This window comes from Streptomyces sp. NBC_01445, assembly GCF_035918235.1.
In the GTDB taxonomy this organism is placed as follows: Bacteria; Actinomycetota; Actinomycetes; order Streptomycetales; family Streptomycetaceae; genus Streptomyces.
The window spans coordinates 2,487,352-2,510,267 of sequence record NZ_CP109485.1; the positions used below are offsets into that span (position 1 = coordinate 2,487,352).

Genomic DNA, 22,916 nt, shown 5'->3' on the forward strand with positions numbered 1-22,916 from the left:
CGTGAGTTGAATCAGTCCGACTTCTCGCCGCTCTCGGCCAGGATCCTGTTACGGGCGCCGGCGAGGGCTCCCGCCATGGCACCCGCGGGCCTGCCGAAGGTCGAGGCGGAGAACCGGGCGGGGCCGGTCTTGGCGGTGAAGGAGTGCGCGTAGGCGAACTCCCGCAGTCCCTCCTCCCCCTGCTTGCGCCCGTAACCGCTGTCGCCCCGACCGCCAAACGGCACGGCGGGGTTCATGGAGAACACCAGAGCATCGTTGATGCTGGTCATTCCCACACGGAGGCGACGAGCGATGGCTTCGCCGCGGTCGCGGCTGAAGACGGCGCTGCCCAGCCCGTACCGGCCGGCGTTGATGTGAGCGACGGCCTCATCGGCGTCGGGGACCTTGACGACCGCCAGCGTCGGCCCGAACGTCTCCTCCGTCGCCGCGAGGGCGTCGGGGGCCACCCCGACCAGGATGGTGGGCGCGGCATAGCGGTCGCCCACCGCGTCGAGGCCGCCGACGGTGGCTGTCGCGCCGCGCTCCAGGGCGTCTTGAATGTGTTCCCGGATGATCGAGGTCTGGCTCGGCAGCGGAACCGGCCCGATCTCCGCGTCCTCGTCGCTGCCGACGCGTACCTGCCCGGCAAGCTCGCTGATCTTCTCGACGAACTCGTCGTGCACCGACTCGACTACGTAGGCCACTTCGAGACTGATACAACCGTGCCCGGTGTTCTGCATGGCGCCCCACACGATGTGAGCGGCGGCTTCGTCCAGATCGGCGTCCTCGGCGACGATGACGCCGTCCTTTCCGCCGAGTTCCAGCAGAACGGGGGTCAGGGTCTGCGCGCATTGGGCGGCCACCGTCCGGCCTGTGGCGACGCTGCCCGTGAACGCGAGCTTGTCGAGGCCGGCCTCGATGAGCGCCTGACCCGTGGCCCCGTATCCGTTCAGGTTCTGCAGGACGGCCGGCAGTTCCGGAACGGCACGCTGCCAGGTTCGGATGAGCCATTCGGCGACGCCGGGCGTGATCTGGCTGGGCTTGAGGACGACGGCGTTCCCGGCCGCGAGCGCGTCGGCGAGGATGGCCGCGGGAGTGAGCAGGGGGAAGTTCCACGGGCCTATGACGCCGACCACGCCGTAGGGCTGGTACTCGACCCACGCACGCTGGTTGGGCGTGGTGGGGCTGGATGGAACCTCCCGGCGCTCCAGGACCCGCGCGGCGTTGTCAGCAACGTACCGCAGGTGCTCGAGAGTCCCGAGCACCTCCACGCGGGCGTCGTCGAGGGGCTTGCCGTTCTCGGCGTGAATGAGTGCGGCGCCCTCCTCACCGCTCAAGGCTATCTGCCGCCGCCACGCGCGCAGTCGCTCCGCGCGGCCCTCGAAGCCGAGGTCCCACCAGGCCCCGGTGACTGAGCGTGCGGCGGCGACGGCCGCGGCAGCCTCTTCCTTGCCGGCCACGGGGTATCGGGCGAACTCGGCTCTGGTGGCCTGGTCGATGGTGACGATCTCGGTCGCGTCGTATCCGATGACGCCGTCACGGGTGATCCTCGGAATGTTGTCGGTCATAGGTCTTCCCTAACTTTCTTCCGCCCGCCCGAATGAGACACACCGTGGGTGAGGGCGGTGGCGGAGGCGGTCTTCGGCACGAGTGGCCGCTGGAGGGCAGTCGGCGCGGGCCGACGTGGAGGACTGCATGGTGGAGGTCATTGGGAGCGTGTGCCGTGCCGGACGTTCGGCAGTTGGGCAGTTGGGCAGTTGGGCAGTTGGGCAGTTGGGCAGTTGGGCAGTTGGGCAAGGGTGGCCGCGGAGCGGGAAGCACCCTCGGCGGACGGGCGTAGCGCAACCTTGGGTTGGCGACCCGTGGCCGGGTCGGGGGCAGCGCCGAGGAGGCGCCCGCTGCTACGCCTGCGGGCCGCGGTAGCGAGTTGCGGGGGTGGGCTGGTTGCCGCCGGTGAGCAGAGCGGACTCCGCGGCCAGCAGGGCTTCAAGGGCTGCGGCCTGGTTCTCCAGACCGGGTGCGCACACGGTCTCCCCCAGGCGCAGGCCGGCAAGGCTGGCCGAGGCGACGTCCTGCGGGGTCATCGCCCAGGGGATGTCGCGGCCGACGCCTTCGTTCCACTCCGTGGCCACGACGCCGGGCAGCAGCAGCTGCGTACGGATGGGCGTGTCCGCGAGCTCACCTGTGAGGGTCCGGGTGAAGGCGACGGTGGCGGCCTTCGCCGCCGCGTAGAGAGTGCGTCGTGGTGCGCGGGGATCGTTGAGGCCGCCGCTGAAGGCCAGCAGCGAGGCCACCGTGATGATCGCGCCTTCTCCGGCGGCGAGCATTCCGGCAAGCGCGGCGCGGACCAGCTGAATGGGGGCCACGGCGTTGAGGGTGAGCAGGCGGTCGATGTCGGCGTGGTCGACGTCGACGAGCGGGGCGTAGCCGCCGGCGCCGGCGTTGCTGACCAGCAGGCGCACGTCCCCCGCGGCGAGACGGCCGGTGACAGCGGTGATGCCCTCGTGGGTGCCGAGATCGGCGGGCAGCACCTCCACGGCGGCACCCCGGGCGCGGAGCTCCTCTGCGAAGTCGCCGAGCCGGTCCGCGCGGCGCGCCACCAGGACGAGGTCGTGGTCATCCGCCAGCAGACGGGCGAATTCGGCGCCGATGCCGGAGGAAGCTCCGGTGATGAGAGCGATCGTGCGAGTCATACGCCGAGCATGCATCAACCGTTAGCTTAGTGTCAAACGCTTGATGGTTATGAAGTGTCGTACCCTTGGCAGGTGATACGTGATGACGAGGAGCCTGTGGGGCTCGGCGCGCTTGACCGGGTGACCTGGGCATTGCGCCGCGCGGAACTGGCGGTGCAGACGCTCAAGGAACAGCGGCTACGTCCGCTGGGCATGGCCGCCGCGCACTACACCCTGCTGATGTCGGTGCACAGCGAACCAGGGCTGGCCGGCGCCGAGTTGGCCCGCCGCCTCAACGTCACCCCTCAGGCCGTCGCCTCCCTCGTGGCACGCCTGGAGGGCCGCGGCCAGTTGGAGAGGCGCGAGCACCCGCGCCACCGGCACGTGCAGGAACTGCACCTCACCGACGCCGGGCGGGAGGCGCTGCGCGCGGCCGACCAGGTAATCGCCGACGTAGAGCGTCACATCACCGAGGGCCTGGGACCGGACCAGAGCGCGCAGCTACGGACGCTGCTCGACCAGGTGAGCAAGACGGTGCGCAACGCCTGAGCTCGTCGGCCGGTCAAGGACAGGCTGGCGCGTCGGTGGCCTAGGCACGGCGCACGCCGCCCGCTCCCCCGGCGGTCTCGGCGCATCGTATGCCGCCGCCAGCGGGGTTCCAGCCGACCGCGGCACCGGTCGGCCCGCAGCGAAAGCAGCGACCACTCGCTCGAGGACCAGTCCACCGCCCTCGCCTCAAGGTCGACATCGGCACGGCGATCTCGTCCACGCACGGTCGGTCCGTGCAGGGCGGAACGGATCCTGAACGGCGCGCCCTGCCGCCTGAAGCAGGTGGGTGCCGCAGCTTCCAGCGGTCCCCACCACCGCGAGCAACGGGGCAGAGCTTCTCCGCCCTCCGCTTCCGCCTCGGACGCTCCCTTCTCTCTTCTCACTGCGTCATGCCGTCACGGGCACACCCGCGTCAGGACTCGTGCGTCGGCCGGCCACGGCCATCCGAACGAAGTTGCCGGTGCAGTCAGGGGCCCGGTCACGGGACGAGGACGATCTTCCCCGTCGTATGCCCGGTCATGATCTGCCGATGCGCGGCGGCGGCTTCGCGCAACGGATGGCTGGCGGCGATCAGGACGCGCAGTCGCCCGGCGCCCGCGGCTTCGGTGAGCTGCAGGCGCGCAGCGGCGCGGACTTCCGTGCCGGGGTCCGCGCCGGGCCCACCGCCCAGGAGCCTGATGCCGGCTCGGGCCCCGCGTTCGAACGCCGCGACGGTCGCGATGCGGGACCGGTCCGCCACCAGCTCCACCGAGACGTCCACCGCCTCGTCGGTGCCCACCAGGTCGGCAGCCGCGTCGACTCCCTGCGGTGCCGCCGCGCGCACCCGGTCCGCCAGACCCGGCCCGTACGCGATCGGAATCGCCCCCAGGTCGCGCAGTACGTCGTGCTTGGCCGGGCTCGCCGTTCCCAGCACCCTGGCTCCGCGCTCGACGGCCAGTTGCACGGCCATCAGGCCGACGCCACCCGCCGCGCCGTGGACCAGCACCGAGTCGTTCTCGCGTAGGCCGATCGCTTCGAGAACGTGCACAGCGGTGACGCCCGTGACCATCAGTCCTCCGGCCTGCCCCCAGGAGAGAGCGGCGGGCTTGGGCACCACCGACGAGGCCGGGACGATGAGTTCGGCGGCGTACGCGCCGGGCGCTCGGTACGCGATCACCTCGTCGCCGATCTGGATCGGACCGGCGGGGCCGGTCGCGTCGGCACCGACAGCGGTCACCACACCTGCCGCTTCGGCACCGAGCCGCATCGGCAGGTTCGCCGGATCGGTTCCGAAGGCGCCGCTGTACATTTTGTGGTCGAAAGGGTTGACGCCGACGGCGCGGACCTCGATGCGCACCTGACCCGGCCCGGGCTCCGCTACGGCGACATCGATCACCGACAGCACCTCGGGACCACCGTAAGCACGCGCTACTACTACTTCGCTCATGTCAGGGGAGAACGCGGTGCCGGAAGGCCCGATTCCCCATTGCGGTGACTTTTTTGAGCGGAGCGCTCCGCTCCGATAAGTTGGGCAGCCGATCACCCGACGCGGGAGGACACATGAACGCCATGACCAAACCCACGGCCCTGGTGACCGGCGGCAGCCGGGGAATCGGCGCTGCCACGTCACGGGAACTGGCGGCTCGCGGCTACCGCGTAGCCGTCAACTACTTCTCCCGCCGCGAGTCCGCCGACCAGGTGGTCAAGCTCATCGAGGCCGACGGCGGGGAAGCCTTCGCCATACAGGCCGACGTGTACGACCCCACCCAGGCTGCCGAACTGCTGGAGCGCTCCGCGGTCGACGGGCGCTTGGACGTTCTTGTCTGCAACGCCGGTGCCCGCTTCATTCCCACCCCGGTTCAAGCCCTCGCCTGGGACGACTTCAGGACGAAGGTGACGGACGAGCTGGCATCCGTCTACACGCTCACCCAACAGACACTGGAACTCATGGGCGCCCAAGGGCGGGGCCGGATCGTGTATGTCTCCAGCGCCGTGGCCGACGGTCCGCCCGCCCCGGGCATGGCCGCCCACGGCACCGCCAAGGCCGCCCTGAACACCTTCGCCCGCTTCGTCGCCCACGAGGTAGGCCCGCTAGGCATCACCGTCAACGTCGTGGCACCCGGCTACGTCCGCACCGAGAGCAGCGCGCGTATACCGCAGGAATTCCAACAGCGACTGGCTGCGAACACCCCCCTGGGGCGGGTCGCGGAACCGGAGGACGTGGCCCGGGCGATCGCGATGCTCGTCGGTGAGCAAGCCGCCTTCGTCACTGGCGAGGTGCTCACCGTCGACGGTGGGTACGGCGTGGCACGCCGGTAGGGGAAAATACCTGTCCATGGGTGACACGCATACCGGCAGACCGCGCGGCCGCCGGCGGGAGGCGGACCGCAACGACGCCCGCCTCATGCAGGCTGCGCGCGAAGTCTTCGCCGAGCTCGGCTGGGACGCCCCCGTCTCGGAGATCGCCCGCCGGGCCGGCATCGGCATGGGCAGCCTCTACCGCCGCTATCCCAGCAAGGAGCTGCTGGCCCAGCGGATGCGCGTCATGGGGATGGAACAGCTCGTCGCCCAGGCCCGCACAGCCCTCGCCGAGGAGCCGGACCCTTGGGCGGCCTTCGCCCGCTTCCTGCGGAACGCGCTCTCGGCCCAGGGTGCAGTCGGTCCGCTGCTCCCGCTGGTGGGCGGCCGACTGCCGGCCACCGATGAGATCGTGGCCGCCTCCAGCCGGCTCCGGACCGCCCTCGACGACTTGGTGGACGGCGCGCACCGCGCGGGCGTACTGCGCGCCGACTTCACTTCCGCCGACGTCCCCTTGCTGCTCGAACACCTCACCGCGCGGATCCCCGTCACCGACGAACGCGCCACCACGCTCCACCTGCGGTACCTGGACCTGATCCTCGCCGGACTGCGCACGTCGACCACCGACGGGCCCACCGCGTTGCTGAGCCCGGCTCCGGACTGGGCAGAACTCAGCGAGCTGTGGAACGCCTCCGAGGGCTGAGCCCTGCGCTCCCATAATGAATGCAGTGTCCCCGTGCTTTTGCTTCGCCGTTCTGCGCTTTTCCTTCTCACTGAGGGATCAACCGGATCCCCGGTGCATTGCGTGCCGGGGAAAATTTCTTCCCCCTCACACCGCGTCCTTCCGATGCAATGCTTCATCACGCGGCGAGCACGACATACGACAAGCCGCGCGACCATGTGCCGTTTCAGGGCCTCCGCGGGATGTGCTGCACAGGCTGCGACTGCTGGTCCGGCCGGACACGCTGCTGCGCTGGCACCGCGACCTGGTCACACGCCGCCTCGCTGCCGCGTCGCGCCCGAAGCGACCAGGCCGGCCTCGCACCGTGCACTCCATTCGCGCTCTGGTCCTGCGCCTGGCCCGGGAGAATCCCAACTGGGGCTACCGGTGCCTCCACGGCGAACTGCTCATCCTCGGCGTGAAGGTGGCTTCCTCCACCGTATGGGAGATCCTCAAGGAGGCCGGGATCAACCCAGCGCCCGAACGGAACTCCAGTACCTGGGCAGACTTCCTGCGCTCCCAGGCCGAGGCCGTGCTGGCGTGCGACTTCTTCGAGACGGTCACCCTGTCCGGGGCGCGGATGTACGTGTTCGCGGTGATCGAGCACAGCACCCGACGGATCCGGATCCTTGGCGCGACCGCGCACCCGACCGCTCCCTGGGTGAAGCAGGCCGCAAAGAACCTGGTCATGGACCTCGAAGACGCCAGATCCAAGGCCACGTTCCTGATCCGAGACCGGGACGGCAAGTTCCCCGAGCTGTTCGACGTCGTCCTGCGAGATGCGGGGATCGAGAGCGTCCTCAGCGGCGTCCGGATGCCACGGATGAACTCGGTCATGGAAAGGTGCGTGCAGACCTGCCAGCGCGAGCTGCTGGACCGCACGTTGATCTGGAATCAGCGACATCTGCTCCACACCTTGCGCGAATTCGAACGGTTCTACAACTCCCATCAACCTCATCAGGACATTGCGAACGCCCACCCGCTACGTCCCCTGCCCGTGACGGTCGCCGATCCGGAGAAGCTCAATCGCCTCGACATACGAAGACGCGATCGCCTGGGCGGCATCCTCCACGAGTACCACCACGCCGCCTGACCTCGATGGATGAGGTTTCCGGCAAGCGCCGGGCTACCGCAGGGTGCACGGCGAACTCGCCACCCTCGGCATCCAAGTCGCCGCCTCCACCATCTGGGGCGGCGCGGGGAGCGGCGCGGGGAGCGGCGCGGGCCGACGAGGCCCGCCCCGCTCGCACGCGACCCTCAGTCCCCGACCGCCTCGCCGCGCCCCCACGCCCAGGCGAGCCTGTCCGCACCCGACTGATTGGTGGTGGCCAGCCAGGGGCGGTCCTCGGTGCCGGTCAGGGTCTGCAGCGAGTACGTGTCGTCGCTGCGCAGGCCGGGCCAGTAGACGGAGCCCATCTTCAGCTCGCGGAAGGTGTCGGTGACGGCCTGGAGGTAGTTGACGAAGTTGTCGTCCGGGGTCGGCACGTTGTAGTCGAGGCCGGTGGTCATCGGGGAGCCGAACTCGTCCGCGACCGTCCGGCCGGCGCAGTCGCCGATGCGTTCCTTGAGGTCGGCGACCCACTGGTCGTAGGTGGCGTACGACTTCCAGAAGCCATAGTGGTGCAGCGACAGATAGGTGCCGGCCAGGCGCGGGTCGGCGCAGACGGAGGTGACGTGGTCGTTGTAGCCGGCGCCGCTGACGAAGACCCGGTCGCGCGGGACGGAGGAGTAGGTGTCCAGCCACTTCGCGGCCAGGTCGGCCCACTCGGTCTCGGTGTAGCCGTGCGGCTCGTTCATGGGCTCGAAGTAGACCCGCGAGTCGTTCTTGTACGTGTCGACGACTCTGTTCCACATGGGCCAGTAGGTGGTGGTGTCGTCGATCAGGCCGTCCTTGCGCTCGCCCGTTCCCTCCCAGTAGGAAACGATCACCTTGAAGCCCTGGTCGGAGGCCGCGTCGATGACCCCCTGGTAGGAGTCCCAGTAACTGCCGTTCACCGTGTACGGGTTGATGGGAAGCCGGACGGTGTTGGCCCCGAGGTTGGCGCGGAAAGCCGAGATGATCCGCTTCGCCTTGCTGTACGTCTCGCGGTAGCTGTCGGTGGTCAACAAGCCGGAGAGCTGGAGCTCGTCGTCGGCGAAGTTGTCCCGGGGGTCGGCCCAGTTGACGCCCTTGAACTGGGTGGTGTCCGCTCGCGGGGCCGCGGTGGCGGGTCCGGCGGAGAGAGCGGCGACGCCGAGAGCGGCCGCCGCGACAGCCACGGCGGAGGAGATACGACGGGTTCGGGCCATGCGCACGGATATTCCCCTTCAGGAGAGAGCGACTCGGTGAACAGCGGTGCCGCATCGCCGGGTTGGGCGCGGGAAACGCGCGTACACACGCTGGGACAGGCGTGGGCCCGGCATTGCGGGGAGGCCCGGCCGCTGCCGATGTTTACGCAAACATCGCAGCGCCGGAATCGTCACATCCGGCCCCTCTGCCGTCAAGGTCTCGTGCAAGGGGGACCGTTGAGAACCGCTCGTTGCTCATGACGCGCGGGCGGCTTGGCGTAGGGCTGCTCGCCGGGGGACGGGACCGGGGGTTGGTCCGGCTCGCAGGGAAGGTGCGGGCACTCGTGTCAGAGGGGCGCCAACTCGGGCTGAGCGGCGAGGAGATCATGGAGATGACGCGGGGCTGGCTAACCCCGTAGACCCACCGGAAGGCGTCCCTTATCGATGGCATTCCACTGTTTGCCGTTCGGTATATCGATCAGCCTTCGAGTTTTCGGACCAATCCGTGTCCAGGACCTTGACCGGGCCCCTGAGGGCTTCTTCACTGGCCAACGCCGACACCACCGCCACCCCCACGAGCTCTGCCCCCACGGGCTCCCCCCGCACCCCGAGGACCAGTACGTATGCCCCCTAACGGAACATCCCGTCTGCCCGCTGCCAACCTGTCGCGGCGGCACCTTCTCGTCGCCGGAGCTCTCACTCTGGGGGCCGCGACGCTTGCCGCCCCGGCCCCCGCCCGTGCGGGGGACAAGAGCGCCGCCGCCTACGAGGGCTACCTCTTCGTCTACTTCACCGGTGAGGGCACCGCCGACGGCGAGCAGATCCGTTTCGCGCTCAGCCGCGGCGACGACCCGCTTCACTGGCGGGAGTTGAACGGCGGCGAGCCCGTGCTGACCTCCGCCCTCGGCGACAAGGGCGTACGCGATCCCTTCGTCATCCGGTCGCCCGAAGGGGACACATTCTTTCTCATCGCCACCGACCTGAAGATCTACGGCGGGGCCGGCTGGGACTACGTCCAGCGGCACGGCTCCCGGTCGATCATGGTGTGGGAGTCGACGGACCTGGTGAACTGGTCCCAGGAGCGTTTGGTGCAGGTGTCTCCGGCGACGGCGGGCAACACCTGGGCGCCCGAGGCCTATTGGAGTGAGGAGGTCGGTGCGTACGTCGTCTTCTGGGCGTCGAAGCTGTACGCCGATGACGACACGGAGCACACCGGGGACACCTACAACCGGATGCTGTACGCGACGACCACGGACTTCGTGACGTTCAGCGAGGCCAAGGTGTGGAACGACCCCGGGTACTCGGTGATCGACTCGACGGTGATCGCGCACGACGGGACGTACTACCGGTTCACGAAGGACGAGCGGTCGGCGGAGCAGTCCTCGTGCGGGAAGTTCATCCTGGAGGAGAAAGCGACCGATCTGCTCGACACGGACTGGGACACGGTGTCCGAGTGCATCGGCAGCGGGGCCATGACGCAGGGCGAGGGGCCGCTCGTCTTCAAGTCCAACACGGAGGAGAAGTGGTACCTGTTCGTCGATGACTACACCGCGAGCGGCTACATGCCCTTCGAGTCGACGGACCTGGCCGGCGGGGTGTGGACCAAGTCGGCCGAGTACCGGCTGCCCTCGGCCCCTCGGCACGGCACCGTGCTTCCGGTGACGAAGGACGAGTTCGACCGGGTCAACGCCAAGTGGGGCGTCGCCCCTGTCCCGGCCGACGCGGACGGGCTCGTCGCCCACTGGCCGCTGGACACCAGCGCCGACGACACCTCCGGGCACGGCTGTCACGGCACCGCCACCGGGGACATCAGCTGGGCCGAGGGGGCTCTCGTACTCGGCGGCGCGAGCGGGCACATCAAGCTGCCCGACAACATGCTGTCCGGGGTGGACGCCGTCACCGTGGCCGCCGATGTGTGGGTGGACAGCGATCAGGCGACGCCCTACTTCCTCTACGGGTTCGGGAACACCGCCTCCGCCACCGGCTACGGCAACGGCTATCTCTTCGCGACCGGCGGCAGCACCAGCAGCGGGTTCCGGGCCGCCCTGTCCGACGGCAACTGGAGCAAGGAACAGGAGACGAACGCCAACAGCGGCCTGGAGCACGGGCGTTGGACCAACGTCACGTACACCGTCGACGGGGACACCGCTCTGCTGTACCTCGACGGCGTTGTCGTCGCGCGCAACACCGCGATCACCCTCATGCCCTCGGACATCGGCGGCGGTCGCACCACGGCCAACTACCTCGGCCGATCGCAGTACACCTCCGACCACACCCTCAAGGGGCGGCTGCGGGACGTCCGGCTGTACAACCGGGCCCTGTCGGACGACGAGATCGCCGCGCTGCCCGCCAACGCGACCCGCGTCCGCGGCGTGGAGGTGAAGGAGCTCAAGGTTCCCGCCGTCATCGAGGGGGAGGGCGCCACCGTCGTCCTGCCGGTCATGCCGGGGACCGACCGGCGGCGGCTAAGGCCCAAGTTCACGCTCGCGCCCGGTGCGCGGATCAGCCCGGCGAACGGGAAGCGGATGGATCTGCGCAAGCCGGTGACGTACACCGTCACCTCGGCGGCGGGCGCGCAGCGCGCGTGGAAGGTATCCGCGGTGGAGATGCGTACGCCGGTGCTGCCGGGGCTCTATGCCGATCCCAACATCGTCGCGTTCGGCGGGACGTACTACATCTACGCGACCACCGACGGGTTCGCCGGCTGGAGCGGCACTACCTTCAGCGTCTGGTCGTCGCAGAACCTTGTCGACTGGAAGGACGAGGGCGTCATCCTGGATCTCGGGAAGGACGTGGGCTGGGCGGATGCGCGCGCCTGGGCGCCCACCATCGCCGAGAAGGACGGGAAGTACTTCTTCTACTACTGTGCCGAGGCGAAGATCGGTGTCGCGACCGCCGACTCACCCACCGGGCCGTTCACGGACTCCGGCAAGGTCCTGATCGCGGCCAACCCGGACGGCGCCGGGCAGGCCATCGACCCGGCCGCCTTCACTGACGAGGACGGGCAGGCGTATCTGTACTGGGGTAACGGTTCGGCGTGGGTGGTCCCGCTCAATGACGACATGGTGTCCTTCGACTCGTCAAAGATGCAGCAGATCAAGGGACTTGAGGATTTCCGCGAGGGCACATTCGTCGTCCGGCGGGGGGACGTATACCACCTGACATACTCGATCGACGACACCGGAAGCGAGAACTACCGCGTGGGATACGCCACTTCCGACTCCCCGAACGGGCCGTTCACCTACCGCGGTGTGATCTTGGAGAAGGACCCGGCCCAGGGGATCCTCGGCACCGGGCACAACTCCCTGCTCCAGGTACCCGGGACCGACGACTGGTACATCGCCTACCACCGCTTCGCGATCCCCGACGGTGACGGCACGCACCGTGAGACGACCATCGACAAGGTGACGTTCGGGGCGGACGGGCTGATGCGCCCCGTCACGCCCACGCTGGAAGGAGTGCGGCCGCAGCGTATCCCGTAAAGCCGGCCCCGGCGCCCTGTAGTACTCCCGAAACTCGGCCACGGGCCCGGAGCTGTGATGATGGGGGACCATGCTGATTCGGCTGATCTACCGGTTCGCCCTCGCGGTGCTGTCCTGGCTGGTGCTGCTGGCCAGATCGTCGGCGTCGAAGAACGCCGAGATACTGGTACTGCGCCAAGAGGTCGCGGTCCTGCGGCGTGCCAGCCCGAAGCCGCGGCTCGAATGGACCGACCGGGCTGTGTTCGCGCCGTTGTCCAGAATGCTGCCGAAACCGTTACCTCTGCACCGGGTCCTCACCCCAAGCACGCTGCTGCGATGGGACCGCCGCATGGTCGTCAAGAAGTGGACCCAGCCTCGGTCACCGGGACGTCCACCGCTCGACGACGAACTCGTACAGCTGATCGTCCGGCTCGCCACCGAGAACCGGACCTGGGGCGTGGTCCGGATCCAGGGCGAGCTGCGCCGCCTGGGGCATCGCCTCGGGGCGGGCACGATCCGAAGAATCCTGCGCGGCCGCCGTATCCCGCCGCCGACCACACGCGACGACCAGTGGCGCACGTTTCTTCAGGCCCACGCCGAGTCGATCCTGGCGATGGACTTCGTCCACGTGGACTGCGCGCCCTTCCTGACTCGGCTGTACGTGGCGTTCGTCATCGAGCACCGCGCCCGCCGGGTCCACCTGCTGGGCGTAACCCAGCACCCGACCAGCGCCTGGGCCACGCAGCTGGCCCGGAACTTCACCACCGATCTCGAGCAGACCCGTCACCGGTTCCGTCGTCTGATCCGGGACCGTGACGCCAAGTTCACCGAGGCCTTCGACGCCGTACTCGCCGCGAGCCGGATCGGCGTGCTGCTCACGGCTCCCCAGGCGCCGCGGATGAACGCGATCGCCGAGCGGTTCGTGCGCACCGTCCGCGCCGAGTGCACCGACCGGATGCTCATCGGCGGCGAGCGGCACCTGCGCACGGTCCTTGACCCCTACGTCGCTCACTACAACGGCGGGCGCAGCCATCAAGGCGCCGGACTGAGCCTGCGCGCCCCCGACGACGACCCAAACGTGATCCCGTTCCCGGTCCGGGCGGGGCGGACCCGCCGGATACCCGTTCTCGGTGGGCTGATCAACGAGTACGAAGCCGCAATGTGAACCACCAGGTGAGACCTGGTGACTGAGTTTCGGAAGTAGTACAGGGAGTGGTGGGCAGGGTGCGGGACCACTTCACCTTCACCGCCCCGATCTTCGGCAGGTTCAGACGGCCGCTGTCGATGATGCTCCAGCGGCCGTTCGCGGTGAACCGGATCGACTGCCGCGCATCCTTGCGGGACTTGAAGCGGGGCGGGCTGATCCTGGCACCCTCACGGGTGCCCTTGAGCGAGGCGACGAAGTTGCGGTACGCCTTCTCGGCGTCCCGCAGGGACTGCTGGAGCACCACCGCGGACACCTCACCCAGCCAGGACCGCGAAGCGGTCTGCTTGGCCTCGGTGATCAGCTTCCGCGGCAGTTCACCGACAGTCGGGAACGGCTGGGCAGCCTTACGCGCGTCCTCGCGGGCGCGGACCGCGTCGTTGACACGACACGGGCGCACCCGAAAGCCCTGGCCAACGCGGACTGCTGGACGGCGTTCGGTTACAACGTCAACTACCTGGTCGTGAAACGACCGGGCTTGCTGCTTGAGTCATCACTGGCTGTGATGGGATCGGCTGCGTCCAGTTCTCACGCGATGAGTGTGAGTTCAGGGGCCGTTGACTGAGCCCCGCAGACCCACACCATCCAGCCGCGGTGGGCGATGTTGTGGGACGCATTGTGGTCCGCGTGCTCAACGAAGCCGCAGACCCGGCACGCGAAGACGGCCTGGGCGGGCCGGTTGCCGCGTTCGGTGTGATGGCACTTCGAGCATTCCTGGCTGGTGTAGGCCGGGTCGACGTAGACGACCGGCACTCCGGCCTTCTTCGCTTTGTAGGCGATGAACGAGCCGAGTTGCGCGAATGGCCAGGAGTGGAGCGTGGTGCGTTGGGGCTTTCTCAGCCGTGCCCGCTCGCGGATGCCCGTGAGTATCTCCAGGGCGATCCCGCGATCGGTGCGTTCAGCCTCCGCCACGATCCGCTTCGAAATCTTGTGGTTGATGTCCTTGGCGCGCCGGGCTTCCTTGCCCGCATGCTTCTTCGCCCGCCGCTTGGCGGACTTGGTCTGCTTCTTCTGCAGCTTGGAACGCAGCTTGCGATCCTGTTCCCGCTTGCGGTTGATCCGACGCCCGCAGTGTCGGGCCCCGTCGGAGGTGGCGGCGATGTTCACGATCCCCAGGTCGACGCCGAGGAACCAGGCCGGATGAGTGTTCAGATCCCCCTCGGGGATCTCGCAGGTCGCGATCAAGAACCATTTCCCGCCCTGGAACACCAGGTCGGACTCACCCTGGCGGTGCGCAGCCAGGACCTCCAGCTGCCCGGCCTGCCCGGTGAACGCCACGTTCTTCAGCCGGCCTGCGGTGGTCCAGATCGATACCGTGTGTGCCTGGTGCTGCCAGGACAGCATCCGGTCGTCGTAAGGCTGCGCCGCCTGGGGCCGGAAGGCGACCGGCTTGCCCGAGGCCCGGACATGCCGCCTGGTCCCGGGCTGTCCGTAGCGGCCGTTACGCAGGTTCGCCTTCAAGGTGGTGTAGGCATCGCAGGTCTTCTTGATCGCGTGCTGGGCGGCCTGCGCGCCAAGCCCCCATCTGACCCGGATCTCGGCATAGGCGTGCTTGCGGAGCTCCAGCGGACGTCGCGTGTTTTCCTCGAATGCAACCTCGGCCGCCCAGGTCGCCGCTTGGTTGCAGGCGTGCAGGGTCGCCTCAAGTGCCGCCGCCTGTACGGGCGTCGGCAGCAGCTTCACCCGCACCACCAGCTTCACGATCAGCGAACCTATACACCTGGACGAAGACCCACCACACGTTCGCCCCACCTCACCCGAACGAGCGACACCCGCCCCAGCCCTGACCGCACACACCGCCGTGGCCCGGCTCCGCCGGAACGCCCCGGGCCGCTCCGCGGCCGTGATGGCCTGCGGCACGTCACGGCGACGCTCCGCGTCGCACCCCGTGGATGCGATTCCTCCCGGGCGTAAACGCCCAGGGTTCCTCGCAAGAATCCGCTGAAGACCGGAGCACTGCGAATGAATCCCGGTAGCCGTACCCAGGTCGTCAAGCCTGCCGGGAACGAGCCTCCGGTCAGGCCTGTCGCTCCTGGTCCAGAAGATGGCGCAGCCACTTCTCCGAATGCGCGATGTGCGCCGCGGCGGCCGACGCGGCCGCCACCGGGTCGTGGCGACTGATCGCTCCGACGATCTCGCGGTGGCCCGCGTCGCTGACCCGCTTGATGTCCGGGCCCTCGGGCAACGTGAAGATCTGGTGGCGGCGCGAGCGGGTACGGAACACGGTGAGCAGTGAATCCAGCGCGGGGTTGCCCGCGACGCGCGCGACCTCCGAGTGGAACCGGTGGTCCAGGTCGGAGACTTCCGCCGGATCATTGGTGGCCTCCATTGCCGCGAGGTGGGCATGCATGCGCTCCAACGCTTCGGCGCCCACTCGCGCGGCGGCCTGCGAGGCGGCGTGCGCCTCCAGGACCCGGCGCAGCTCGTAGACCTCGAGCAGGCCGGGCAGCGGCAGCAGGTCCACGGTGAGGGAGAGGCTGCCGATGATGTCCTCGGGCCGCAGTGCCGAGACGTAGGTGCCCGAGCCGTGGCGCGGTTCGACCACGCGCAGCGCGGCGAGCATCCGCACGGCCTCCCGCAACGGCCCGCGGGAGACTCCGAGTTCGGCGCACAGGTCCGCCTCGGGTGGCATGCGCGCACCGGCTGTCAGCCGCCCGTCGGCGATCATGTGCCGTAGGCCGTGAAAGGCCTTCTCCACTGCGGACATATCCCGCTCCCCCGATCCGTACCGTGCCCCACGGCCCGCGGCCCGTGCTCCGTCATGCGTGCTTCGACTGATGAGATCCTAGCAAGTCATCTGATGTCTTCAGGAGACTGAGATCAACTCGCGCTCCTGCCATCAGCCACCTTCCCTGAAAACTCGGGGAAGGAGCACTTTAATCGCAGCGATGCACATGCCAGGATGCTGCATGTCATCATACGTCTTGGGTAGTTCCTCCTAGGAGTCGCATGAGTATGGGCCTGGCCGTCGCCCCGCCGAAACCCTTGTCCCTGCCCAACGGCCGACCCGCCGCGGATGCCTGGTCGCTCGACCCGGAGTTGCTGCATCTCAACCACGGTTCGTTCGGTGCGGTGCCGGTGGCGGCACAGCGTGAGCAGGACCGGCTGCGGGAGCGGGCCGAGCGGGCGCCGGTGGTATGGTTCCCGGCTCAGCCGCGGCGGATCTCCACGGCCCGCGCCGAACTCGCCGCGTTCTTGCGTGTGGACGCCGACGATCTGGCCCTCGTACCGAACGCGAGCGCCGGAGTCAGCACCGTCCTGGCCTCGCTCACCCTGCCGCCCGAGGCCGAGATTCTGGTCACCGATCACGGATACGGCGCGGTCACCATGGCCGCGCAGCGTAGGGCCCTGCGCTGCGGCGGGCGGGTGCGGACCGCGCACATCCCTCTCGCGGCCGACGCGGACGAGGCGTTTACGGCCGTGGCCGAACAGGTCGGCGATCACACCGCGCTGATCCTCCTCGACCAGATCACGTCGTCGACCGGCCGACTGCTGCCGGTCGAGCGGATCGCACGGCTCGCCCGACGGCGCGGCATCCCGTTCCTGGTGGACGGCGCGCACGCCCCCGGCATGCTGGCCGCGCCGCTGGACGGTCTCGCCTGCGACTTCTGGACCGGCAATCTGCACAAGTTCGCCTGCACCCCGCGCGGTACCTCCGCCCTCGTCGCGCGCGGTCCGCTGCGCGCGACCCTGTACCCGCTGATCGACTCCTGGGGCACCCAACTGCCCTTCCCCGCACGCTTCGATCACACCGGGACCCAGGACACCTCCGCCTGGCTCGCGGCTCCGGCCGCGCTGTCCTTCATCGAGCGGACGTGGGGGTGGGAGACGGTCCGCGGTTATCTGAGCGCGCTCGCCGACTACGGGCAGCACACCGTCGCGGACGCGTTCGCCCGGCACATCGGGCAGGACGCCGTGCCGGCGGTTGGCACACCCGCGCCGGCGCTACGCCTGGTGAGACTGCCCGACGAGCTCGGCCCCGACTGGTTCGCGAGTGATGTGCTGCGTGACCGGGCCGCACAGGAACTCGGCGCGGAGACCGCGTTCACGTCCTTCGACGGGGTCGGCTATATCAGGCTCTCCGCGCACGTCTACAACACCCCCGCCGATTATGAGGAGTTCGCCGAGCGGTGCGTGCCTCGGCTGGTGGCGTGGAGCCGCGCCGCCTGAGCCCGCGCGCGCCTCCGGCCCAGCAGCCCGCACGGCTCTCCGAACACGGCCCCGACGAGGAAGGTAACGACCCGTGGCCCCGAGCATCTCGACGGACCTCCCCCCACTCCCGCCCGCGTACGACAGCGCTCTGGTGCGGTACCGCCTCCTAGGCCAGGTACGCGCGGAGCGTGCCGGAGAGCCGCTACCGCCGGGCACCCCGAAACAGCAGGCGCTTCTCGCGGCGCTGCTGCTGCGCGGCGGTGAACAGGTCGAGCGCACCGAACTGGTGCGGGCCGTCTGGGGCGAGCGCGCGCCGGACAGCGCGGCGGGCCTGCTCGCCACGTACACAGCACGCCTGCGCAAGGCGCTGGAGCCGGACCGAGCCCGCCGCGCCGCACCCCGGCTCCTGATCACGCGGGGCACCACCTACGGGCTGCATCTGCGGCGGGACGCACTGGACCTGTGGCGCTTCGAGGACGCGCTGTCCGAGGCGCGCCGGGAGCGCCGCGCGGGCCGGGTCGGCGCCGCCCGCACCTGTTACGAGCGGGCCCTCGCCCAGTGGCGGGGCGAGCAGGCGCTGAGCGGGGTGCCGGAACGCTGTGCGGCGGATGCCCGGCACCGGTTCGCCGGGCTGCGCCTCGACGCCCGCCTCGAACACGCCGAGGCACTGCTCGACCTCGGTGAACATGCCGAGGCCGCCGAGCGGATCGCCCCGCTGGTGCCGGGCAGACCGTACGACGAGCGGTTGCAGGCGCTGCTGATGCTGGCGCTGTACCGCAGCGGGCGCACGCCCGAGGCCCTCGCCCTGTTCCGCGGAGTGCGGCGTGCCCTCGTGCACGACCTGGGTGTCGAACCGCGCCCGGGACTGAGCCGGCTGCACGAGCGCATCCTGCACGCCGACCCCTCGCTGGCCGCGCCCCGGCAGCCGCCGCGGTCACTCACGCCCGCGTGTCCGGCACCGGCCCACCGCCTGCCCGTGCCCGCTCAACTGCCGCGCGACAGCGCCGACTTCACCGGTCGGGAGGAGGAGGTGCGGCAGCTGCGCGAACTGCTGCGACGCCCTGACTCCCCCGCCGCCGTCTGCCCCACCGTGGTGATCTCCGGTGCGGCGGGCCTCGGCAAGAGCACGCTTGCCGTGCACGTCGCCCACCAGGTGCGGGACCGGTTCCCCGACGGCCAGCTCTACGCGGTGCTCGGCGGGCGCGCCCCTGCCGACGTGCTCGGCCGATTCCTGGAGGACCTCGGGGTGGCGCCGCACGAGGTGCCCGACGGTCTGGAGCGGCGCGCCGTCCGGTTCCGTACGCTCACCGCCGAACGTCGGCTCCTCGTCCTGCTCGACGACGCCCAGTCCACGGACCAGTTGCGGGAGTTGCTGCCCGCGGCGCCCGGCTGCGCGGTGCTGGTGACCAGCCGGGCCCCGCTGCGGGACCTGCCCGGCCGGGTGCCGCTCCGGCTCGGCCCGCTGGACGCGGCCCAGTCCCTGCGGCTGTTGCGCCGGTTCGCTTCGGGGGCGCCGCTGGCCTCGGTCGCGGCGCTGCCGTACCGTTCGGCGGCCACCGCCACGGCTACGTCCGCTCTGCACAGCCTCGCGGACGGCTGCGCCGGGCATCCGCTGGCGCTGCGGCTCGCCGCCGCGCGGGCCGCCGACGAAGCGGCCCGGGTGGACGACATCGGCGGGCCGCCCGCTTCGCACCCGGGGTTCCCGGACGGCCCGCGCACCGCCAGGACCCGTATCGCATCGGCAGGTTGACACCCCGTCAGTCCACACTCCCGGCGAGCATCGCGTCCGTGAAGTGACAGGCGCCGGCCCGCTGTCCCCGCACCGTCAGCAGGGGCTCGGTGTCACGGCACAGATCCTGTGCGCGCGGGCACCGGGTGTGGAACCGGCAGCCCGGCGGCGGTGCGGACGGCGACGGCGGATCGCCCGCGAGGACGATGCGGGTGCGGCGCGGGGCGTGCGGGTCGCGGATGCGGTCGAGGGAGGGTTCGGCCGACAGGAGCGCCTCGGTGTAGGGGTGGCCCGGGGCCGCGTAGAGGGCGTCCACCGGGGCCTGTTCGGCGACCTTGCCCAGGTACATCACGGTGACGTCGTCGCACACGTGGCGTACGACGCCGAGGTCGTGGGAGACGAAGACGAGCGCGAGACCCAATTCGCGACGGAGCTTCAGGAGCAGGTTGACGACCTGGGCCTGCACCGACAGGTCGAGCGCCGAGACGGGCTCGTCGCACAGCAGCACGTCGGGGCCGAGGGCGAGGCCGCGGGCGATGCCGATGCGCTGGCGCTGTCCGCCGGAGAACTGGTGCGGATAGCGGTCCGCGTGACGGGCGTCGAGGCCGACCAGTTCCAGGAGTTCGGCGATCCGGGCCCGCCTCCCGGCACGAGGGACGACATCAGGATGGACGTCGAAGGCCTCCCCGATGATCTCGCCGACCCTCAGCCGCGGGTTGAGCGAGGCGTACGGGTCCTGGAAGACGACCTGGACGCGGCGGCGCCACCGCTTGAGGGCGGCGCCGCGCAGCCGCGCGACGTCCTCGCCCTCGAAGAGGAGCCGCCCGTCGGTCGGCCGCTCCAGCGCGCACAGCAGCCGCAGCAGGGTCGACTTGCCGCAGCCGGACTCGCCGACGATGCCGAGCGCCTGACCGCGCCGCAGCTCCAGGTCGACGCCGTCGACGGCCCGGACCACGGCCGCGCCCCGGCCGCGCCGCCACGGCAGCGCGGGCCCGCCGCCGTAGTGCTTGACCAGCCCTTCGGCCCTGAGGATCACGTCGTCGGTCATCGTGCGGCGCCTTCCGGGCTGAGCGGCTGGTCGAGGAGATGGCAGGCGCCGAAGCGGAGCTCGCCGGGGGCGGGCTGCAGGGCGGGGCGTTCGGTGACACACCGGTCGTGGGCGTGCGGGCAGCGCGGCCGGAACGGGCAGCCGGACGGCAGCCGCATCAGGTCGGGCGGCGTGCCGGGGATGGCGGGCAGGTCCTGGCCGCGCCTCTCGGCGGACGGCACCGACTGCAACAGCCCCTGGGTGTACGGGTGTTGTGGATCACCCAGCACATCGGCCGTGGCCCCCGACTCCACGACCCGGCCCGCGTACATGACGACCAGGTCGTCGGCGATCTCCGCGGCGACGGCCAGGTCATGCGTGATGAGCACGACCCCCATGTCGGTGTCGGCCTGGATCTCCGCGAGGAGTTCGAGGATCTGGGCCTGCACGGTGACGTCGAGCGCGGTGGTCGGCTCGTCGGCGATGAGCACCTCGGGGCCGAGGGCGAGCGCCATGGCGATCATCACGCGCTGGCGCATGCCGCCGGAGAACTGGTGCGGGTAGTCGTGGACACGGGCCCGCGCGCCGGGGATGCCCACGCGGTCCAGCATCTCGGCCGCCCGCTTCATGGCGTCGGAGCGGCTCGTGCCCCGGTGTACCCGGTACAGCTCGGCGATCTGCCGACCGACCGTGTGCACGGGGTTGAGTGCGGACAGCGCGTCCTGGAAGACCAACGAGATCCGGCTGCCGACGACGCCGCGGCGTGCGCGCTCGGTCAGCGTCAGCAGGTCCATTCCGTCGAACAGGGCCTGGCCGCCGGTGACATGACCGGGCGGGCTGTCGAGGATGCCCGTGATGGCCTGGGTGGAGACGCTCTTGCCGGAGCCGGACTCGCCGAGGATGACGAGGGTGCGGCCGCGGTGCAGGGTCCAGGAAACGGAGTCCACGGCGCGCAGGCGGCCGGCGCGAGTGTCGAACTCGACGCTCAGGTCATGTACGTCGAGCAGAGGTTCAGCTGCCATGGGGCGGTTCACCGCTCACCTCTTCAGTTTCGGGTCGAGAGCGTCGCGGACCGTGTCGCCCATGATCATGAAGGCCATGACGGTGATGGTCAGGAGCAGGGCGGGGAAGAGGAAGAGGTGGACGTCGTCGCGGTAGGAGGCGGCGATGGCGATCTGAAGTCCCCAGGAAATGGTGGGGGGTTGGAGCCCGATGCCGAGGAAGGTGAGCGCGGCCTCGGTGCCGACCGCCGCGCCGACGGTGAGCGTGGTCAGGGCGAGCAGCGGCGCCACCGAGTTGGGCAGGATGTGCACCCGCAGGATGTGCGGGGCCCCGGCGCCGAGCGCGCGGGAGGCGAGGACGTACTCGCGCGTGCGCACGCTCAGAACGGTGGAGCGCATCAGCCGCATGCCCGCGGGCCAGCCGAGCAGCACGATCACGAAGGCGATGGTCCACACGGAGCGGGACGAGAAGGCCTGCAGGATGACGATCATCGCGACGAGGCCGGGCAGGGCGAACAGCACGTCGGCGGTGCGCGAGACGAGGCTGTCGACGAAGCCGGGGAAGTATCCGGCGAGCATGCCGAGGACGCAGGCGACAGCGAAGCCGACCACACACACGGAGACGCTGACCAGGACCGAGGGCCGGGCCCCGTAGATCACGTTGGCGTAGTAGTCGCAGCCCTGGATGTCGTAGCCGAACCAGTGCGCGGCGGACGGGGCGCCCTTGGAGAGCTTCAGGTCGCACACGGTGGGATCGGTGGCGGTGAACAGCCGGGGAAAGGCGGCCATCAGCGTGATGACCAGGATGGCGAGGGCGCTGAGGACGAAGCGTGGCTTGCGCAGCAGTTCGCGTAGGACGGCGGCGCCGCGCGGGCTGTCCTCGCCGACGGGCTCGAGTTCGGCGGCGGTCGCGGCGGTCGCCAGGGCGGTGTCAGACATGGCGCACCCTCGGGTCCAGGAGGCCGTAGAGCAGGTCGACGACCAGGTTGACGAGCATGTAGCCGAGCAGCAGCACCGTGGAGAGGGTGACGACCACTCCGCCTTCCTTCATGGCGATGGAGCGGAACATGAACTGGCCGATGCCGTTCAGGTTGTAGATGCCCTCGGTGATGATCGCGCCGCCGAGAATGCCGGCCAGGTCGAGCCCGATGTACGTGATCACGGGCAGCATGGCGTTGCGCAGCACGTGCCCCCACAGGATGCGGTTCGGGGCGAGCCCCTTGGCGCGTGCGGTGCGGACGAAGTCGGCGCTCGCGACTTCGGCGATGCTGGTGCGGGTGACGCGGGCGAGTCCGGCGAAGCCGAGGACGCCGAGCACGGTGGCGGGCAGCAGATAGCTGCCGGGCCAGCCGTCGGTGGCGCCGGAGACCGGGAACCAGCTGAGTTCGACCGCGAAGAAGGACTGCGCGAAGAACATGGCGACCAGACCGGGCACGGCGAGCACCCCGAGCGTGGCGCCGAGCAGCGCCCGGTCCACCAGGCCGTCGCGCCGCCATCCCGCGTACACACCGCTGACGAGCCCGAGGACGAGCTGGATGGCGAGGGCGGTGAGTCCGAGCTGGAGGGTCACCGGCCAGCGCAGCGCGAGTTGTTCGCCGATGTCCTGCCCGTCGAAGGTCTGCCCGAGGTCGCCCTTGAGCAGGTTGCCCATGAAGTGCAGGTACTGGACGAACAGGGGATCGTTCAGGTGGTAGTAGGCGCGTTTGGCCGCGATGACGGATTCGGCCAGGGGTTTCTGTCCTGACAGGGCCCTGATCGGGTCGCCGGGGAGGGCAAAGACCATCGCGTAGACGAGGAACGTCACGATGACCGCGATCGGGATCATGATCAGGAGGCGGCGGAGCGCGAAACGCAACACCGTGTCCTCCTTTGGGAG

The 22,916-nt window shown here is 69.9% G+C and carries 19 protein-coding genes; 8 read left to right on the plus strand and 11 right to left on the minus strand.

Annotation, left to right across the window (positions count from 1 at the left end; all coding sequences use genetic code 11):
* Positions 1-11 precede the first annotated feature (11 nt).
* Positions 12-1,547 carry an aldehyde dehydrogenase family protein gene (locus OG574_RS11640; protein WP_326773138.1) on the minus strand — a complete coding sequence of 512 codons (1,536 nt, stop codon included), beginning with the start codon at positions 1,545-1,547 and terminating at the stop codon, positions 12-14.
* A 333-nt stretch (positions 1,548-1,880) separates the two neighbouring features.
* On the minus strand, positions 1,881-2,672 hold the full coding sequence (locus OG574_RS11645; protein WP_326773139.1) for an SDR family NAD(P)-dependent oxidoreductase: 792 nt from the start codon (positions 2,670-2,672) through the stop codon (positions 1,881-1,883).
* 72 nt (positions 2,673-2,744) lie between these two features.
* On the opposite strand from OG574_RS11645, the gene OG574_RS11650 reads away from it, so the two are divergent.
* On the plus strand, positions 2,745-3,200 hold the full coding sequence (locus OG574_RS11650; RefSeq protein ID WP_116507027.1) for a MarR family winged helix-turn-helix transcriptional regulator: 456 nt from the start codon (positions 2,745-2,747) through the stop codon (positions 3,198-3,200).
* Positions 3,201-3,678: 478 nt separating this feature from the next.
* Here OG574_RS11650 and OG574_RS11655 read toward each other — a convergent pair whose 3' ends face one another.
* Entirely contained in the window at positions 3,679-4,626 is a 948-nt protein-coding gene (locus tag OG574_RS11655) for a quinone oxidoreductase family protein (RefSeq protein WP_326773140.1), read from the minus strand.
* 122 nt (positions 4,627-4,748) lie between these two features.
* Between OG574_RS11655 and OG574_RS11660 the strand changes: the two genes are divergently transcribed.
* The 3 genes from OG574_RS11660 to OG574_RS11670 all read left to right on the plus strand — a co-directional run bounded on the left by OG574_RS11660 (position 4,749) and on the right by OG574_RS11670 (position 7,291).
* A complete protein-coding gene (locus OG574_RS11660; protein WP_326773141.1) occupies positions 4,749-5,498 on the plus strand; it encodes an SDR family oxidoreductase in 750 nt (249 codons plus the stop codon).
* A 16-nt stretch (positions 5,499-5,514) separates the two neighbouring features.
* On the plus strand, positions 5,515-6,180 hold the full coding sequence (locus tag OG574_RS11665) for a TetR/AcrR family transcriptional regulator (protein ID WP_326773142.1): 666 nt from the start codon (positions 5,515-5,517) through the stop codon (positions 6,178-6,180).
* Positions 6,181-6,355: 175 nt separating this feature from the next.
* Positions 6,356-7,291, plus strand: a complete 936-nt coding sequence (locus OG574_RS11670; protein WP_326778436.1) for a helix-turn-helix domain-containing protein — start codon at positions 6,356-6,358, stop codon at positions 7,289-7,291.
* 164 nt (positions 7,292-7,455) lie between these two features.
* Here the strand turns inward: OG574_RS11670 and OG574_RS11675 are convergent, their stop codons facing one another.
* Positions 7,456-8,487, minus strand: coding sequence for a glycoside hydrolase family 5 protein (locus OG574_RS11675; RefSeq protein WP_326778437.1), 1,032 nt, complete (start codon positions 8,485-8,487; stop codon positions 7,456-7,458).
* A 602-nt stretch (positions 8,488-9,089) separates the two neighbouring features.
* Here OG574_RS11675 and OG574_RS11680 point away from each other — a divergent pair.
* Together OG574_RS11680 and OG574_RS11685 are read left to right on the plus strand one after the other, a co-directional pair.
* Entirely contained in the window at positions 9,090-11,948 is a 2,859-nt protein-coding gene (locus tag OG574_RS11680; RefSeq protein ID WP_326773143.1) for a family 43 glycosylhydrolase, read from the plus strand.
* Positions 11,949-12,018: 70 nt separating this feature from the next.
* Positions 12,019-13,092, plus strand: coding sequence for an integrase core domain-containing protein (locus tag OG574_RS11685; protein WP_326773144.1), 1,074 nt, complete (start codon positions 12,019-12,021; stop codon positions 13,090-13,092).
* Here the strand turns inward: OG574_RS11685 and OG574_RS11690 are convergent.
* From OG574_RS11690 to OG574_RS11700, 3 genes are all read right to left on the minus strand, one after another.
* Positions 13,067-13,531, minus strand: a complete 465-nt coding sequence (locus OG574_RS11690) for a transposase (protein WP_326773145.1) — start codon at positions 13,529-13,531, stop codon at positions 13,067-13,069. The genes OG574_RS11685 and OG574_RS11690 overlap by 26 nt on opposite strands.
* 128 nt (positions 13,532-13,659) lie before the next feature.
* The gene (locus tag OG574_RS11695) at positions 13,660-14,832 is read right to left on the minus strand and encodes an RNA-guided endonuclease InsQ/TnpB family protein (RefSeq protein ID WP_326773146.1); all 1,173 of its coding nucleotides are present in this window, start codon (positions 14,830-14,832) and stop codon (positions 13,660-13,662) included.
* Positions 14,833-15,148: 316 nt separating this feature from the next.
* Positions 15,149-15,838, minus strand: coding sequence for a FadR/GntR family transcriptional regulator (locus OG574_RS11700; protein WP_326773147.1), 690 nt, complete (start codon positions 15,836-15,838; stop codon positions 15,149-15,151).
* Between the two features lie 242 nt (positions 15,839-16,080).
* Between OG574_RS11700 and OG574_RS11705 the strand changes: the two genes are divergently transcribed.
* Positions 16,081-17,301, plus strand: coding sequence for an aminotransferase class V-fold PLP-dependent enzyme (locus OG574_RS11705; RefSeq protein ID WP_326773148.1), 1,221 nt, complete (start codon positions 16,081-16,083; stop codon positions 17,299-17,301).
* Between the two features lie 73 nt (positions 17,302-17,374).
* Entirely contained in the window at positions 17,375-19,033 is a 1,659-nt protein-coding gene (locus OG574_RS11710; RefSeq protein WP_326773149.1) for an AfsR/SARP family transcriptional regulator, read from the plus strand.
* Between the two features lie 7 nt (positions 19,034-19,040).
* On the opposite strand, the gene OG574_RS11715 is transcribed toward OG574_RS11710, so the two are convergent.
* Genes OG574_RS11715 through OG574_RS11730 form a run of 4 tightly spaced genes read right to left on the minus strand, consistent with a single transcriptional unit; the run spans position 19,041 to position 22,898 of the window.
* Complete coding sequence (locus tag OG574_RS11715) at positions 19,041-20,060, minus strand: ABC transporter ATP-binding protein (protein WP_116507045.1); 1,020 nt, start codon at positions 20,058-20,060, stop codon at positions 19,041-19,043.
* Complete coding sequence (locus tag OG574_RS11720) at positions 20,057-21,061, minus strand: ABC transporter ATP-binding protein (RefSeq protein WP_326773150.1); 1,005 nt, start codon at positions 21,059-21,061, stop codon at positions 20,057-20,059. The genes OG574_RS11715 and OG574_RS11720 overlap by 4 nt, the downstream gene beginning before the upstream one ends.
* A 15-nt stretch (positions 21,062-21,076) precedes the next feature.
* Positions 21,077-21,979, minus strand: a complete 903-nt coding sequence (locus OG574_RS11725; protein WP_326773151.1) for an ABC transporter permease — start codon at positions 21,977-21,979, stop codon at positions 21,077-21,079.
* Positions 21,972-22,898, minus strand: a complete 927-nt coding sequence (locus OG574_RS11730) for an ABC transporter permease (RefSeq protein WP_100597836.1) — start codon at positions 22,896-22,898, stop codon at positions 21,972-21,974. The genes OG574_RS11725 and OG574_RS11730 overlap by 8 nt, the downstream gene beginning before the upstream one ends.
* Positions 22,899-22,916: the final 18 nt, after the last annotated feature.

Bases quoted from the DNA above. Each gene is read 5' to 3' on its own strand.
- OG574_RS11640 (WP_326773138.1), bottom strand. From the start codon at position 1,547: ATGACCGACAACATTCCGAGGATCACCCGTGACGGCGTCATCGGATAC.
- OG574_RS11645 (WP_326773139.1), bottom strand. From the start codon at position 2,672: ATGACTCGCACGATCGCTCTCATCACCGGAGCTTCCTCCGGCATCGGC.
- OG574_RS11655 (WP_326773140.1), bottom strand. From the start codon at position 4,626: ATGAGCGAAGTAGTAGTAGCGCGTGCTTACGGTGGTCCCGAGGTGCTG.
- OG574_RS11660 (WP_326773141.1), top strand. From the start codon at position 4,749: ATGACCAAACCCACGGCCCTGGTGACCGGCGGCAGCCGGGGAATCGGC.
- OG574_RS11665 (WP_326773142.1), top strand. From the start codon at position 5,515: ATGGGTGACACGCATACCGGCAGACCGCGCGGCCGCCGGCGGGAGGCG.
- OG574_RS11675 (WP_326778437.1), bottom strand. From the start codon at position 8,487: ATGGCCCGAACCCGTCGTATCTCCTCCGCCGTGGCTGTCGCGGCGGCC.
- OG574_RS11680 (WP_326773143.1), top strand. From the start codon at position 9,090: ATGCCCCCTAACGGAACATCCCGTCTGCCCGCTGCCAACCTGTCGCGG.
- OG574_RS11685 (WP_326773144.1), top strand. From the start codon at position 12,019: ATGCTGATTCGGCTGATCTACCGGTTCGCCCTCGCGGTGCTGTCCTGG.
- OG574_RS11700 (WP_326773147.1), bottom strand. From the start codon at position 15,838: ATGTCCGCAGTGGAGAAGGCCTTTCACGGCCTACGGCACATGATCGCC.
- OG574_RS11705 (WP_326773148.1), top strand. From the start codon at position 16,081: ATGAGTATGGGCCTGGCCGTCGCCCCGCCGAAACCCTTGTCCCTGCCC.
- OG574_RS11715 (WP_116507045.1), bottom strand. From the start codon at position 20,060: ATGACCGACGACGTGATCCTCAGGGCCGAAGGGCTGGTCAAGCACTAC.
- OG574_RS11720 (WP_326773150.1), bottom strand. From the start codon at position 21,061: ATGGCAGCTGAACCTCTGCTCGACGTACATGACCTGAGCGTCGAGTTC.
- OG574_RS11725 (WP_326773151.1), bottom strand. From the start codon at position 21,979: ATGTCTGACACCGCCCTGGCGACCGCCGCGACCGCCGCCGAACTCGAG.